General features: G+C 73.1%; 17 protein-coding genes. 13 read left to right on the top strand and 4 right to left on the bottom strand.

Annotated features, from left to right (window positions below; genetic code table 11):
• Positions 1-24: 24 nt before the first annotated feature.
• Positions 25-960 carry a 2,3,4,5-tetrahydropyridine-2,6-dicarboxylate N-succinyltransferase gene (gene dapD / locus FB388_RS29325; RefSeq protein WP_246122490.1) on the bottom strand — a complete coding sequence of 312 codons (936 nt, stop codon included), beginning with the start codon at positions 958-960 and terminating at the stop codon, positions 25-27.
• 141 nt (positions 961-1,101) lie between these two features.
• Between dapD and dapE the strand changes: the two genes are divergently transcribed.
• The 8 genes from dapE (at position 1,102) to FB388_RS29285 (ending at position 6,294) form a co-directional block, all read left to right on the top strand.
• Positions 1,102-2,163 (top strand): succinyl-diaminopimelate desuccinylase, encoded by a 1,062-nt coding sequence (gene dapE / locus FB388_RS29320; protein ID WP_142105337.1) that lies wholly within the window; start codon positions 1,102-1,104, stop codon positions 2,161-2,163.
• Between the two features lie 25 nt (positions 2,164-2,188).
• On the top strand, positions 2,189-2,953 hold the full coding sequence (locus FB388_RS29315; RefSeq protein WP_142105336.1) for an LOG family protein: 765 nt from the start codon (positions 2,189-2,191) through the stop codon (positions 2,951-2,953).
• Entirely contained in the window at positions 2,950-3,507 is a 558-nt protein-coding gene (locus FB388_RS29310; RefSeq protein ID WP_246122489.1) for an LOG family protein, read from the top strand. The genes FB388_RS29315 and FB388_RS29310 overlap by 4 nt, the downstream gene beginning before the upstream one ends.
• 112 nt (positions 3,508-3,619) lie before the next feature.
• On the top strand, positions 3,620-4,549 hold the full coding sequence (locus tag FB388_RS29305; protein WP_142105335.1) for a glucosyl-3-phosphoglycerate synthase: 930 nt from the start codon (positions 3,620-3,622) through the stop codon (positions 4,547-4,549).
• Positions 4,550-4,576: 27 nt separating this feature from the next.
• A complete protein-coding gene (locus tag FB388_RS29300; protein ID WP_142105334.1) occupies positions 4,577-4,933 on the top strand; it encodes a DivIVA domain-containing protein in 357 nt (118 codons plus the stop codon).
• Complete coding sequence (locus FB388_RS29295) at positions 4,930-5,394, top strand: SRPBCC family protein (RefSeq protein ID WP_142105333.1); 465 nt, start codon at positions 4,930-4,932, stop codon at positions 5,392-5,394. Before FB388_RS29300 ends, FB388_RS29295 begins: the two co-directional genes overlap by 4 nt.
• Positions 5,387-5,959: a DNA-3-methyladenine glycosylase I gene (locus FB388_RS29290; RefSeq protein ID WP_142105332.1), complete on the top strand. Its 573-nt coding sequence runs from the start codon at positions 5,387-5,389 to the stop codon at positions 5,957-5,959. The genes FB388_RS29295 and FB388_RS29290 overlap by 8 nt, the downstream gene beginning before the upstream one ends.
• A 167-nt stretch (positions 5,960-6,126) precedes the next feature.
• The gene (locus tag FB388_RS29285) at positions 6,127-6,294 is read left to right on the top strand and encodes a DUF3117 domain-containing protein (protein WP_084211001.1); all 168 of its coding nucleotides are present in this window, start codon (positions 6,127-6,129) and stop codon (positions 6,292-6,294) included.
• A 772-nt stretch (positions 6,295-7,066) separates the two neighbouring features.
• Here FB388_RS29285 and FB388_RS39675 read toward each other — a convergent pair.
• Positions 7,067-7,213 carry a hypothetical protein gene (locus FB388_RS39675; protein WP_170225880.1) on the bottom strand — a complete coding sequence of 49 codons (147 nt, stop codon included), beginning with the start codon at positions 7,211-7,213 and terminating at the stop codon, positions 7,067-7,069.
• A gap of 116 nt (positions 7,214-7,329) precedes the next feature.
• Between FB388_RS39675 and FB388_RS29280 the strand changes: the two genes are divergently transcribed.
• On the top strand, positions 7,330-7,884 hold the full coding sequence (locus tag FB388_RS29280; protein WP_142105331.1) for a CGNR zinc finger domain-containing protein: 555 nt from the start codon (positions 7,330-7,332) through the stop codon (positions 7,882-7,884).
• On the opposite strand, the gene glgA is transcribed toward FB388_RS29280, so the two are convergent.
• Positions 7,866-9,023 carry a glycogen synthase gene (glgA, locus tag FB388_RS29275; RefSeq protein WP_142105330.1) on the bottom strand — a complete coding sequence of 386 codons (1,158 nt, stop codon included), beginning with the start codon at positions 9,021-9,023 and terminating at the stop codon, positions 7,866-7,868. The genes FB388_RS29280 and glgA overlap by 19 nt on opposite strands.
• 150 nt (positions 9,024-9,173) lie before the next feature.
• Between glgA and glgC the strand changes: the two genes are divergently transcribed.
• Positions 9,174-10,433: a glucose-1-phosphate adenylyltransferase gene (gene glgC / locus FB388_RS29270; protein WP_142105329.1), complete on the top strand. Its 1,260-nt coding sequence runs from the start codon at positions 9,174-9,176 to the stop codon at positions 10,431-10,433.
• A 332-nt stretch (positions 10,434-10,765) separates the two neighbouring features.
• Here the strand turns inward: glgC and FB388_RS29265 are convergent, their stop codons facing one another.
• A complete protein-coding gene (locus FB388_RS29265; RefSeq protein ID WP_142105328.1) occupies positions 10,766-11,416 on the bottom strand; it encodes an O-methyltransferase in 651 nt (216 codons plus the stop codon).
• A gap of 187 nt (positions 11,417-11,603) precedes the next feature.
• Between FB388_RS29265 and sigE the strand changes: the two genes are divergently transcribed.
• From sigE to FB388_RS29250, 3 genes are all read left to right on the top strand, one after another.
• Positions 11,604-12,203: an RNA polymerase sigma factor SigE gene (gene sigE, locus FB388_RS29260; protein WP_142105327.1), complete on the top strand. Its 600-nt coding sequence runs from the start codon at positions 11,604-11,606 to the stop codon at positions 12,201-12,203.
• A 23-nt stretch (positions 12,204-12,226) separates the two neighbouring features.
• On the top strand, positions 12,227-12,862 hold the full coding sequence (locus FB388_RS40955) for an anti-sigma factor family protein (RefSeq protein WP_170225878.1): 636 nt from the start codon (positions 12,227-12,229) through the stop codon (positions 12,860-12,862).
• Positions 12,863-12,936: 74 nt separating this feature from the next.
• Positions 12,937-14,553, top strand: coding sequence for a S1C family serine protease (locus tag FB388_RS29250; RefSeq protein WP_142105325.1), 1,617 nt, complete (start codon positions 12,937-12,939; stop codon positions 14,551-14,553).

Genomic DNA, 14,553 nt, shown 5'->3' with positions numbered 1-14,553 from the left:
CCCGGGGACGGGTCGGTCCGGCCCTCAGTTCGCGTGCAGCGCCTCGTTCAGCGCGATGCCCTCGCCCGTGCGGGGCAGGGCCTCCACGGCGCCCGTGAGCGAGTTGCGGCGCAGCAGGATGCCGTTCTGACCGGAGAGGGTGCGGGCGGCGGTCGTGCTCCCGTCCGGCAGCGTGACCTTCGTGCCAGCGGTGACGTACAGGCCCGCCTCGACCACGCAGTCGTCGCCGAGGGAGATCCCGATGCCGGCGTTGGCGCCGATCAGGCACCGCTCGCCCACGGAGATCACCTCCTTGCCGCCGCCGGAGAGCGTCCCCATGATCGAGGCGCCGCCGCCGACGTCCGACCCGTCGCCGACGACGACCCCGGCGGAGATGCGCCCTTCGACCATCGACGCACCGAGCGTGCCGGCGTTGTAGTTCACGAAGCCCTCGTGCATCACGGTGGTGCCGGCGGCGAGGTGGGCGCCGAGCCGGACGCGGTCGGCGTCGGCGATGCGGACGCCCTCCGGGAGCGCGTAGTCGACCATCCGGGGGAACTTGTCCACGCCGTACACGGCCAGGGGAGCGCGGGTGCGCAGCCGGGCGCGGATGAGCTCGAAGCCCGGCACGGGGCACGGGCCCTGGCTGGTCCACACGACGTTGGCGAGCACGCCGAACACGCCGTCCAGGTTGACCTCGCGCGGTGCGACCAACCGGTGGCTGAGCAGGTGCAGCCGCAGGTAGGCGTCGTGGGCGTCGGCGGGCGGGTCGGCGAGCGACGCGATCGCGGTGCTGACCACGACGGTGCGGACACCGCGCGCGTCGTCGGTGCCGACGAGCGGCTCCAGGTCCGCCGTGACGTCCGGGGCGTCCGGCCCGAGTGCGGGGCTGGGGTACCAGGTGTCCAGGACGGTGCCATCTGCGGTGACGGTGGCCAGCCCGGTGCCGGAGGCCCCCTCGATGCGAAGTGCGCTGCTCACGGCCCCAACGCTAACGGCCCTCGACCCCGTCGGAAGACAGGGGCGGAGCGACTTCACAGAGCGAGCACCGACTTCACACAGGGCGGGCCCCGTGTGAAGTCCGTACGCGGTCTGTGAAGTGCGGCAAGTAGCGTCCGTGCCGTGCGTTCCTTCGACCTTGCCGGTGATCCCGTCGAGCTCTGTGCCGCTCTCGTCGACGTGCCCAGCGTCTCCGGGGACGAAGGGGAGCTCGCCGATGCGCTCGAGGCGGCCCTGCGCGCGCAGGCGCCGCACCTCGTGGTGCAGCGGTCCGGCCACGCCGTGCTGGCCCGCACCGAGCTGGGCCGGGACAAGCGGGTGCTGCTCGCCGGGCACATCGACACCGTGCCGATCGCCGACAACGTCCCCAGCCGCCGCGACGGGGGCCTGCTCCACGGCTGCGGCACCTCGGACATGAAGGCGGGCGACGCGGTGTTCGCCCACCTCGCGGCCGCGTTGCCGGGCCCGCGCCACGACCTCACGTTCGTCTTCTACGACTGCGAGGAGGTGGAGGCGGTGCGCAACGGGCTCGGCCGGATCGAGCGCGAGCACCGCGGCTGGCTCGCCGCCGACCTCGCGATCCTCGGCGAGCCCACGAACGGCGCGGTCGAGGCGGGCTGCCAGGGCACGCTGCGGGTGGACGTCACGGTCCGCGGGCAGCGGGCGCACTCCGCACGGTCGTGGCTCGGGGACAACGCGGTGCACAAGGCAGAGGCCGTGCTGCACCGGCTCGCCACCTACACGGCCCGCGAGGTCGACATCGACGGCTGCCGCTACCGGGAGGGCCTGCAGGCGGTGCGGATCGCGGGCGGGGTGGCAGGCAACGTGGTGCCCGACGCGTGCGTGGTCGGCGTCAACTTCCGGTTCGCGCCCGACCGGGACGCCGCGGCGGCCGAGAAGCACGTGCGCGAGGTGTTCGACGGCTTCGAGGTCACGCTCACCGATCTCTCGCCGGGCGCGCTGCCCGGTCTCGGCGAGCCCGCCGCCCAGGAGTTCCTCGCCGCCACCGGCACGGTGCCCACCGCCAAGCTCGGCTGGACCGACGTGGCGCGGTTCGCCGCGCTCGGCATTCCGGCGCTCAACTACGGCCCCGGCGACCCGAACCTCGCCCACACCCGTGACGAGCACGTCGACCCCCGCCGCATCACCGAGGCCGTGGACGTCCTCCGCCGTTTCCTCGGCTGACACGCGCGCTCATTACCCTTGCCGCATGACCATGAGCTCGGAAGGGCGTCCCGACGAGAAGCAGCGGGGCCCGGTGGTGCTGCGCCGCGAGAGGCGCAACGAGTCGACCACCACCGACCAGCGGCTGCTCGACTCCCGCGGCCCGAGCGACTGGGTGCACACCGACCCGTGGCGGGTGATGCGCATCCAGGCCGAGTTCGTCGAGGGCTTCGGGATGCTCGCGGAGCTGCCCCGGGCGGTCACCGTGTTCGGCTCGGCGCGCACGTCCCGTGACCACATCGAGTACGCGCAGGGCCGGGCGCTGGGCACGGCGCTGGCCGAGGCCGGCTTCGCGGTGATCACCGGCGGTGGGCCCGGCGCGATGGAGGCGGCCAACAAGGGCTGCTCCGAGGCGGGCGGGCTCTCCGTGGGGCTGGGTATCGAGCTGCCGTTCGAGCAGGGCCTCAACGACTGGGTCGACCTGGGCATCAACTTCCGCTACTTCTTCGCCCGCAAGACCATGTTCGTGAAGTACTCGCAGGCGTTCGTCTGCCTGCCCGGCGGTTTCGGCACCCTCGACGAGCTGTTCGAGGCGCTCACGCTGGTGCAGACCAAGAAGGTCACGAAGTTCCCGGTGGTGCTTCTGGGCACCGAGTACTGGGGCGGGCTCTACGACTGGATCGCGAACACGGTGCTCAGCAGCGGCAAGGTCGGCGAGAAGGACCTCGCGCTCCTGCACCTCACCGACGACGTCGACGACGCGGTGAAGATCGTGCAGGAGGCGTGGCGGGCGTGGGAGGAAGCGCATTGACCAGGTCTTTGGCCGTCTGCGTCTACTGCGGGTCGATAGAGGGGCTGCCGGAGCGCTACTTGCGCCTCGCCGCCGACGTCGGGAGCGAGATCGCGGCCCGCGGCTGGCAGCTCGTCTCCGGCGGTGGCCGGGCGGCGATGATGGGCACCCTCGGCTCAGCGGCTCGCGCGGGCGGGGCCCGCACCACGGGGGTGATCCCGCAGGCGCTCGTCGACCTGGAGTGGGCCGACCACGAGTCCGACGAGCTGCTGGTCGTCGAGACGATGCGCGAGCGCAAGGCCCTGATGGAGGCGCACGCCGACGCGTTCCTGGCCTTGCCCGGCGGAGTGGGCACTTGCGAGGAGCTGTTCGAGGTGTGGACGGCGGGCTACCTGCGCATGCACAGCAAGCCGGTGGTGCTGCTCGACCCCGACGGCCACTACGCGGGGCTGCTGGAGTGGGTCCGCGGGCTGGGTGAGCGGGGGTTCGTCCGCCCGGAGGCGATCGAGCGGCTCGTGGTCGCCACCGACGTGTCCGAGGCCCTCGACGCGTGCGCGAAGCCCGTCGACAGCTGACGTGCGCCGCGGTGGTGCCGGTCGCGCCTCTCGACGGCATCTTCCGGGTACACGAGGACCGGCAGGCGCGCCGGAGGCGTTGTGAGGACCCGCCCGTGAAGGAGTGAGGCCCGTGGATCCGGTCATCGAGGAGTGGTTCGCCCGGCGGACGTGGCAGGACCCCCGCTGGAGCGTCGAGGAGCTGGTGGCGGCGAAGATGGGCCGCCGGGTGTCGGTGGTGCTGCCTGCGCTCGACGAGGAGGCCACGGTCGGTGCGATCGTGGCCGCGATCCTGCCCCTGACCAGCGGCCCGGATCCGCTCGTCGACGAGCTGGTCGTCGTCGACTCCGGCTCGACCGACCGCACCGTAGAGGTGGCGGCGGCCGCCGGCGCACGGGTGGTGCTGCGCACCGACGTCCTGCCCGAGCTCCCGCCCGTGCCGGGCAAGGGGGAGGTGCTGTGGCGCTCGCTGGCGGCCACCACCGGCGACCTCGTCTGCTACCTCGACTCCGACCTCGTCGACTTCGATCCCGGCTTCGTGCCGTCCCTGCTCGGCCCGCTGCTCACCGAGCCCGGGGTCACCCTCGTGAAGGGCTTCTACCGGCGCCCGCTGCGCCTGGAGACCACGGTGGCCGACACCGGCGGCGGCCGCGTCACGGAGCTCCTCGTGCGTCCGCTGCTCGCCGCGCTGCGTCCCGAGCTCGCCGGGATCGTGCAACCGCTCGGCGGCGAGTACGCCGGCACGCGGGAGCTGCTCGAGTCGGTGCCGTTCGCCCCGGGGTACGGGGTGGAGATCGGGCTGCTGCTCGACACGTACGCGCTGTTCGGACTGGACGGGCTCGCCCAGGTCAACCTCGGCGTGCGCAAGCACCGCAACCGGTCGCTGCTGCAGCTGGGGGTGATGGCCCGCGAGATCCTCTCCGCGGCGCTCGTCCGCTGCGACGTGCCGGACGCGGGTGGAGCGCTCACCCAGTTCGTGCAGGTCGAGGGGGAGTGGCTGCCCTCGGTCACCCCGGTCGGTGTGGCGGATCGACCCCCGATTCGAGAGGTGCTCGTGCGTTGATCTTGCGCGCGTGATGGGATCGGCGGGGTGGGGACCGCGCTGATCTACCTCTTGGTCGTCGCGGCAGTCGGGGCCGCGTTGTTCGGCCTGGCCGCGCTCGTGTTCGGGCGGGGCGAGGAGTTGGCGCCACTGCCGCCGGGCGCTACGCCCACCCGGTTGCCCGCGGGTGAGATCGACGGCGACGACGTGCGGGAGCTGCGTTTCCAGCAGGCGCTGCGCGGCTACCGGATGGACGAGGTGGACTGGGTGCTCGACCGGCTCGCCGACCAGCTCGACCGTGCGGGCGCGCAGCGGGACGGCCTGCTCGCGAAGGTGGCCGAGCTGGAGTCGGCGCTCGCGGCAGCTGCGCCCGCCGACGGGGTGCGAGCGGAGGGCGAACTGTGACACGGATCGAGCTCACCGAACCCGTGGACGTGGCGGCGCCCGCCGAGGTGCTCTGGGACGTGGTGACCGACTGGGCGAACCAGGGGGAGTGGATGCTCGGCACCCGCGTCCGGCCCACGAGCGGAGGCGACGGCAGGCGGCTCGGGGCCACCCTCGAGGCGGTCACCGGCGTCGGCCCGCTCGGGGTGACCGACCGCATGGAGGTCGTCGAGTGGACGCCGCCGCGGCGGTGCGTGGTGCGCCACCTCGGGAAGGTGGTGCGCGGGGAGGGTGTGTTCGAGGTGCTGCCCCTCGGGCCGGAGCGCGCCCGGTTCCTGTGGTCGGAGCTGCTCGACCTCCCGCTCGGGCGGGTCGGTGCGCTCGGCTGGCCGCTGGTGCGGCCGGCGTTCCGGGCCGGGGTGGCGTTCTCGCTGCGGCGCATGAAGCGTCGGTGCGAGGCTGTATACCAATCGCGTGCCTGAGATCGACACCGACGATCGAGCCCGCTGCGGCTGGGCCGGTTCCGCGCCCGAGTACGTCGCGTACCACGACGACGAGTGGGGCCGCCCGCTACACGGGGTAACCGCGATGTTCGAGCGGTTGTGCCTCGAAGGGTTCCAGTCCGGGCTGTCCTGGCTGGTCATCCTGCGCAAACGTCCGGCGTTCCGCGCCGCCTTCGCCGGGTTCGACCCCGCCGCGGTGGCCGCCTTCGACGACTCCGACGTGCAGCGGCTGATGGGCGACGCCGGGATCGTGCGCAACCGGGCGAAGATCGAGGCCACGATCCACAACGCCCGCCGTGTGCTGGCGCTCGACGAGCCGCTCGACGAGCTGCTCTGGTCGTTCGCGCCCCACCCGGCCGCCCGTCCGCGACCGGCCACGCTCGCCGACGTACCGGCCACCACCCCCGAGTCGGTGGCGATGGCCCGCGCCCTCAAGCGGCACGGTCTCCGCTTCGTCGGCCCCACCACGTGCTACGCGCTGATGCAGGCCGCGGGGCTGGTGGACGATCACGTCGCAGACTGCTGGCGGGCAGCGACACCCTGATTGCAGAGGGTGAACGACCTGCCTGGTTGATCGCTCCGGTTGCACCCCTGTCCGTTGGATGAGGAAAGATGTTCCCAGCATCCTCGCCGCGCGCTACGCCCGCGCAGCGGCACGAAACCCGCGATGCCAACGGCTCTGGCCACTAACGACGACGGAGGAGGCAGGAGATGGCGGCGATGAAGCCCCGGACCGGCGATGGTCCCCTGGAGGTGACCAAGGAGGGTCGGGGCATCGTGATGCGCGTCCCCCTCGAGGGTGGCGGCCGCCTGGTCGTCGAGATGTCCGCAGAGGAAGCCAGCGACCTCGGCGACGCTCTCAAGGCCGCCTCCGGCTGAGCGCACCCGCCCCTGCTCCGGGGCAGTCGGTACCTACCAACGGCACCGACGGACGGCACCCGCCGCCCGTCGGTGCCGTTCGGCTTTGGGTGGGACGCGAGGGGCCTCCTGTCACAAGGTCTGCCTTTCCAGGGCCTCCTGGCGGCGCCGCGCATTGTGCGGGCCGCTCCTCACAGCTCAAGGGCGTCTGCGGCGTCGCTCCGCGATCGCTTCGCGACCCTTGACCTGCGAGCCTCTGCGGCCCCTGAGGGCAAGCAGTGCGGGCAGGCCAGGGGCCTGCCCTCTTGGTGCGCGGCGCCGCCAGGAGGCCGGTATCGGGCATCTGGTTGCCTTCGCGCACCGGGTTGGTGCTCTCGCATTCCTCGTCGGTCCACGCTGCCGGTCGACGGGCAGCGTGGGCCGAGAACGGTGCGGGTCAGCCCCGAGCAGTACACAACGGCCTCGCCCGCGACCCTGGCGTGCTCCTCGGGCCGATCAGCCTGGCCCGCGACCTGGTCCCGCTCCAAGATCGGCGGTTCGGCGCATTTCCGGCTTGTTCGGCCGTTTTCGCGCCGAAGCCTTGATCATGGTGGGGAGGCCTGCCTTCGGTGGTGCCGCGCGCCGAAAGGGGCAGGCTCGTGGGCCTGCCCGCGAAGCGGCCCCGCACGATGCGCGGCGCCACCGAAGGCCTGGTGGAGGTTGGCCTGGACGATGCGTGGCGCCACTGAAGGCCTGGTGGGAGCGGGCCTGAAGCGTGCGCGATGCCGCTGGGAGGCCTCGTACGAGCGCCGCGCTAGAGCGCGCTCTCCGCCGGTTCGCGCACCGGCTCCACCTGCGTGCCCGCGGCCTGGCCGAGCGTCACGAGCTGGATCGTGACGTCCCCGCACACGCACCGTCGGTACCGCACCCATCCCTGCGAGGTGTGGTGCGTCGACAGCACCGTCGCCTCCTCGCTCGGCCACCCACAGCGCGCGCACCGCATGGTCGCGCCTCCCCTCGGTAATAACCGTCGTCGCTTCACATCTTACATGGGAGGCCTGTGGTAGTAATAACCCAATGGACTTCATCGGTTACCGCAGCGACGCCCTCGGCGCCGCCGTCGACCTGGTGAACAGCGTGATCGAGGACCCCGAGGGCCGGGTGCCCGACCAGCTGCGGGCGGTGCTGGTCGCGCACTCGTACCGCGCCATCGATGCCCCGGACAGCGTCGAGCCGGCGCTGCGGGCCTGGGCCCGGCGGCTACGCACCGTCTTCGACGTCACCAGCGACGACGAGGCGGCTGCCGCGGTCAACGCCCTGCTCGTCGACGTCCGGATCGAGCCGCACCTCACCAACCACGACGGCGAGGGCTGGCACCTGCACTACACGCCCCCGGAGGCCGGGCTCGTCGACCGGATCCGGGCCACCACCGCGTTCGCGCTGGCGATGCTCGTGTCCGAGTACGGCGTCACCCGCCACGGCCGCTGTGCGGCGGACGGCTGCGCGAAGGTGTTCGCCGACACCTCGCGCAACGCCGCGCGCCGCTACTGCTCGTCGGCCTGCGCCAACCGCTCCGCGGTGGCGGCCCACCGCGCCCGCGTCCGGGCCCGGTCTCAGGCGAGCGCCCGGTAGATCTCCACGGTCCGGGCGGCCGCCTGCTGCCAGCTGAACTCCCGCTCCGCCCGCGCCCGCCCCGCCTCGCCCATCGCCGCGGCGCGGTCCGGGTCGGCGAGCAGCGCGTTCACGGCCTCGGCGAGATCGGCGCGGAACGCGTCCACCTCGTGCTCGTCGAAGTGGGCGAGCAGCCCGGTCTCGTCGTCGGCGACGACCTCGGGGATCCCGCCGACGTCGGAGGCCACCACCGCGGTGCCGCACGCCATGGCCTCGAGGTTGACGATGCCGAGCGGCTCGTAGACCGACGGGCAGACGAACACGGTGGCGGCGGAGAGGATCTGGCGCACGGCCGTGGTGGGCAGCATGCCGCGCACCCACACCACGCCGGAGCGGGCGGCGCTGAGCTCGGCGACGGCGGCCTCGGTCTCGGCGGCGATCTCCGGGGTGTCCGGGGCGCCCGCGCACAGGACGATCTGCGCGTCCCGGTCGATGTGGTGGGCCGCCGCGATCAGGTGGGACAGCCCCTTCTGCCGGGTGATCCGCCCGACGAAGACCACGCTCGGACGGTCCGGGTCGATGCCGGCGGCGCGAACGGCGTCCCGCGCCGGATCCGGCTGGTAGAAGGCGGTATCGATCCCGTTGTGCACGACGTGGACGCGGGCGGTGTCCAGGGCCGGGTAGCACTCCAGTACGTCTCGGCGCATGCCTGCGCTCACCGCGATCACGGCGTCCGCCGCCTCGTACGCGGTGCGCTCCACCCACGACGAGAGCCGGTACCCGCCGCCGAGCTGCTCGGCCTTCCACGGCCTGCGCGGTTCGAGCGAGTGCGCGGTGACGACGTGCGGTATCCCGTGCAGCACCTTCGCCAGGTGCCCCGCCATGTTCGCGTACCAGGTGTGGGAGTGGGCGAGGTCGACCCCGCCGAGCGCGGCAACCATCGACAGGTCCGCGCCGAGCGTCTGCAGCGCCGGGTTCGCCTCCCGGAGCGACGGCGGCGGCTGGTGGGCGTAGGTGTCCGGCACCTGCCGCGGTTCGCCGAAGCAGTGCACGTCGACGTCCACCAGCTCGCGCAGCGCCGGAGCCAGGTACTCGACGTGCACGCCGGCCCCGCCGTAGACGTCCGGGGGGTACTCGCGGGTGAGCAGGCCGATGCGCACGGGCGAACGGTAGGCCATCCGCGGGCGGCGCGGGGCGTGCGGATCACACGTGTTACCCGCGCTTCCGCTGGCCCGGTCCTCCGATTGGGCACTAGGGTCGGAACTTGTGACGACGCTGCCGGTAGGTCCGGCCCGGATCGGGGCGACGCCATGACGGGGGCGCGGGCGTCCCTTGCCTCCCCCAGCGCGCCGGTCGCGCTCGGGGCCAACGTCCTGGGAGTGGTGCTCGCCGGCGGTGAGGGCAAGAGGCTCTGGCCGCTCACCGCCGACCGCGCGAAGCCGGCCGTGCCGTTCGGCGGCAACTACCGCCTGATCGACTTCGTGCTGTCCAACCTGGTCAACGCCGGGATGCACCGCATCTGCGTGCTCACGCAGTACAAGTCGCACTCCCTGGACCGCCACATCTCCACCACGTGGCGGCTGTCCAGCGTGCTCGGGCAGTACATCACCACGGTCCCGGCGCAGCAGCGGCTCGGCAGGCGCTGGTACACCGGCAGCGCCGACGCGATCTTCCAGAGCCTCAACCTCGTCTACGACGAGCGGCCCGACTACATCGCGGTGTTCGGCGCCGACCACGTCTACCGGATGGACCCGGGCCAGATGATCGCCCGCCACATCGAGAGCGGTGCCGGTGTCACCGTCGCGGGCATCCGGGTGCCGCGGGCGGAGGCCAAGGCGTTCGGGGTGATCAACTCCGATCCCGGCGGCCGGATCATCGACTTCCTGGAGAAGCCGTCCGACCCGCCGTCGGTGCCCGACGACCCGGACGTCACGTTCGCCTCGATGGGCAACTACGTCTTCACCACCGAGGTGCTGCTCGAGGCCTTGCGGGCCGACGCCGAGGACGGCGACTCCGACCACGACATGGGTGGCGACATCATCCCGCGCCTGGTCGGGCAGGGTGACGCCGCCGTGTACGACTTCGCCGACAACGTCGTGCCCGGCGCCACCGACCGCGACGCCGGCTACTGGCGGGACGTCGGCACGATCGACGCGTACTACGAGGCCCACACCGATCTCGTGTCGGTGCACCCGATCTTCAACCTGTACAACCAGCGCTGGCCCATCCGCACCGCGACGCCGCCGCTGCCGCCCGCCAAGTTCGTGGAGGGCGGGATCGCGCAGGACTCGATCGTCGGCGCAGGCACGATCATCTCCGGCGCCATCGTCCGCCGATCGGTGATCAGCCCGAACGTCCGCATCGACGCCGGTGCTGAGGTCTCCGACTCGGTGGTGCTACCCGGCACCACGGTCGGGCGCGGCGCGGTGGTTCGCGGCGCGATCCTCGACAAGAACGTCGTGATCCCGGACGGCGCGCTGGTCGGCGTCGACCTCGGCCTGGACCGCGCTCGCTACACGGTGAGCCAGGGCGGCGTCGTCGTGCTGGGCAAGGGCGCAACTGCCCTGTAGATCCAGCTGTAGGGCGGGCGGGTGGGCCTCCTGGCGGCGCCGCGCATCGTGCGGGGCCGCCCCTCACAGCTCAAGGGCGCCTTCGGCGTCGCTTCGCGATCGCTTCGCGACCCCTGACCTGTGAGCCTCTGCGGCCCCTCCGGGCAAGCGTCGGGGCAGGCCGGGGGCCTGCCCTCTTGGCGCGCGGCGCCGCCAGGAGGCGGTGTCTCCCGGGCATGATCGCCAGATGGGTGCGTTTCCCGACGGGAGGCGTCGGGTTTCGCGCCGAAACGCTGATCATCGCCTCGGAAGGGGCCGGAGGCTCGTGGTCATGAGCCGGTGTCAGAGGCCGGTCAGGGAGCGGGCTTGAGCGCGGCCAGGAGGCCGTCACCCAGCGGGAGCAGCACCGGCACCAGGCGGTCGTCGTCCCGCACCTGGCGGGCCACCTCGCGCAGGCCCGCCGTGCTCGCGTCGGACGCGCCGGGATCCACCACGCCCGCGCCGAGCACGCCGGCGAACACCACGATGCCGCCGTCGCGCAGCAGGCGGACGGCCTCTTCGAGGTAGCGCGGGTAGTCGGGCGGGCTCGCGTCGACGAACACCAGGTCGTAGCCGGCGTCGGTGAGCCGGGGCAGCACCTCGAGCGCCATCCCGTTGATGAGCCGGAGGCTGGCCGGGCCGTAGCCTGCGGCGAGGAACACACCCCGGGCGGCGCGCTGGTGCTCGGGGTCGATGTCGATCGAGGTGAGGGTGCCGCCGGGCGCCATGCCGCGCAGGAGCCACAGCCCGCTCACGCCGGTGCCGGTGCCGATCTCCACCACGGCCCGCGCGCCGATCGAGGCGGCGAGGAACCGCAGGCCGGCGCCCGCATCGGGGCCGACGGGGACGCAGCCCGAGCGTGCGGCGGCCGCCCGTGCGGACGCGAGCACGTCGTCCTCGGCGAGATAGGATTCGACGTGGTCGCGCAGCGCCCACAGATCCGTGGCGGCGTCCGGCACCCACATGATGCGCAAGGCTACTTGCCTCGATCTATCAGGCTCCTCTCAGCCGGTTCTCACCACTGTTTCACCGGCGTCGGGCACCGTATGTTCCAACGGTCGGGGTCGTCGGCCGGGGGGAGTACCGGGAACTCAGAGGTCCGGCGCTCCGTTGGCCAGAGGCACGACCCGCCGCAGGAGGTGCGACCCGACCATGAGCGACAGCTCAGCCGCGATCGCGAGCAGCGCCGTGCTGCCCGGCGATGGGGCCGAGTGGACGCCGCCGAGCTGGGACGACGTCGTCCGCGAGCACGCGGACCGGGTCTACCGCCTCGCCTACCGGCTCACCGGCAACCCGCACGACGCGGAAGACCTCACGCAGGAGACGTTCGTCCGGGTGTTCCGGTCCCTCGCCTCCTACAAGCCGGGCACGTTCGAGGGCTGGCTGCACCGCATCACCACGAACCTGTTCCTGGACATGGTGCGTCGCCGCTCCCGCATCCGGATGGAGGCGCTGCCCGAGGACACCGACCGGCTCCCCGGCACCGGGCCGCAGCCGGAGCAGGTGTTCTCCGACACGCACCTCGACCCCCAGCTGCAGGCCGCGCTCGACGAGCTGCCGCCGGAGTTCCGCGCCGCGGTCGTGCTGTGCGACGTCGAGGGCCTGTCCTACGAGGAGATCGGCGCCACGCTCGGCGTGAAGCTGGGTACGGTGAGGAGCAGGATCCACCGCGGCCGGGCCGCACTGCGCAGCGCGCTCGAGCGCCGCAGGGGCGTGGCCGGCCGAGCGGAGCTGGAGGAGGTACACGGGTGAGTTCAGGGCGTTGGCGCATTTCGGTGACCACCCCCGATTGGGGTCATGATCACCTGTCGTCCGATGCCATCGTCGCGTTCGTCGACGACGAGCTCGCCCCTGGCCCGCACCTGAGGGCCACCCAGCACCTCGCCCAGTGCCCCGAGTGCGCCGCGCAGGTCGTCGCGCAGGGGCAGGCGCGCTCCGCGCTGCGCACCGCAGACTGTCCCAGCCTCCCGTCCTCCCTGCTGTCGAGCCTGCGCTCGATCCCGCAGGACGCCGACCTCCCGGCTCCGCCCGCGGGGCTCGCGGTCACGCCCGACGGCCAGTTCGTCTCCGTGCTGCGCCCGGAGCGCTTCGAGCGTGCAACGCGCGGCCGCTCCGAGGCACCGCAGAGCGATCGCACGCACCGCAGGATGTGGCTCGGCACCGGCGTCGCCGTCACCGGCCTCGCCGCGGGTGCCATCGCCTTCGCCGTGCCTGCGGCTGTGACCGGCTCCGCGGTACCGGCACCGGGCGACAGCGACCCGCTGCACCGCCCCGTCCTCGGCGGCACCGCCACCCCGGTCGACGCGCGCCTCCAGCTCGTCCCGGCCCCGCAGCCCGCGGCGGCCACCAGCGCGCCGCCGTCGTCGGCGCCCACCTCGGCTCCCCGTGCCGCGGGTCACGAGCCCCGCTGAGCTACGCGGACTTCACCGGCCCTGATGCACGCTGACGGGGTCCGGTCCGCACTTCTCCAGGAGTCCGTCGAGGGATGAGCGATCCCAGCACCCCCGCCGAGCCGAGCTCGGCGGAGCGAGGAGACGGCGCCGAGGGCCCTGGCGAGGACCGCACCGTCGAGTTCCCGCGGCAGTCCGACGCCGCCGAGGTCGACGCAGCCCAAACCGACGCGGTACCACCGCGCCTCGGGCCGCGGCCGCTGGAGCGCCCCGCCGTCGACCCCGAGACCGCAGCGGTGTTCGGCCGTCCGGGCGGGGTCGACGGCGGTTTCGCCGCGCAGCGCAACGGCGCGGCGCAGGGCACCTCGCACCACACGCTCGTCGCCCCGCCACCCGCCGCGCTGGCCAGCGCGTTCGGGCGTCCCGACCCGTCCGCCCCGTCGCTGCAGCGTCCGGCGGAGAACGGGAGCGGCAACGGCGCGGTGCACGGGGACGCCTTCTGGAACGACGAGGCGGAGCGCGACCCGTGGCGCGACCCGGACAGCGCAGCGGCGCTGGGGCCACCGGCCGGTGCCGCGAAGGGCACGAGCGAGGCGGTGCGCGGCGAGGGGGCCCGGCTCAGCCTGCGCGAGTTGCTCTTCGGTCGCCGCGTCGAGCCGCGGGCCCTCGCGGTGCTCGCCGTGGTTGCGCTGCTCATCGGCGCCGCCGGGGGCATGCTCGGCCGGTTCACCGTCGAGGGAGCGGCCGGACTCACCGATCCGGACCCCACGATCACCCAGACCGTGCCGGCGCGGGAGCGCCCGCCGGGCTCGGTGGCCGACATCGCGGCCCGCACGGTGCCCGCCGTCGTCTCGTTCGAGATCCGGGTGGGCGACGAGGGCGGCACCGGCTCGGGCGTGGTCATCGACCCGTCCGGCTACGTGCTCACGAACAACCACGTGGTCGCGCCAGCCGCGGAGGTCACCGGCGCCCAGATCGAGGCGATCTTCCACGACGGCACGCGCGCCGCCGCCCAGATCGTGGGGCGCGACCCGAAGACCGACCTAGCGGTCGTGAAGGTGGAGGTCGCCAACCCGGTGGTGGCCACGTTCGGGTCGTCGGCGGGGCTCGTCGTCGGTGACGGGGTGATCGCGATCGGCTCCCCGCTGGGCCTGGTCGGCACCGTCACCCAGGGCATCGTCAGCGCGGTCAACCGGCCGGTGCGCCTCGACGGGTCCGGCACCGACACCAACGCCGTGATCGACGCGATCCAGACCGACGCGGCGATCAACCCGGGCAACTCCGGCGGGCCACTCGTCGACTCCACCGGAGCCGTGGTCGGCATCAACACCGCCATCCGCAGTATCGGGATGGGCGAGGGAGGCTCGATCGGCCTCGGCTTCGCCATCCCGATCGACGACGCCCGTGGCATCGCCGAGGAGCTGATCCGCACCGGATCGGTCACCCACGCCGAGATCGGCATCAACGCCCGCTCGGTCAGCGACGGCACCACCGACGGCGCCCAGGTGCAGAACGTGCAGCAGGGTGGCGCGGCGGAGGCCGCGGGCATCGCCGAGGGCGACGTGATCGTCCGCGTCGGCGACCGCACGATCGCCGGTGCCGACGAGCTGGTCGTCGCCGTGCGGGAGCGCAACCCCGGTGACACGGTGCCGGTCCAGCTGATCCGCGAGGGCCGCCCGCTCACGGTGTCGGTCGTTCTCGGCTCGGATTGA

It is taken from the genome of Pseudonocardia cypriaca, assembly GCF_006717045.1.
In the GTDB taxonomy this organism is placed as follows: Bacteria; Actinomycetota; Actinomycetes; order Mycobacteriales; family Pseudonocardiaceae; genus Pseudonocardia; species Pseudonocardia cypriaca.
This window is presented reverse-complemented; position numbering and strand designations above follow the sequence as displayed.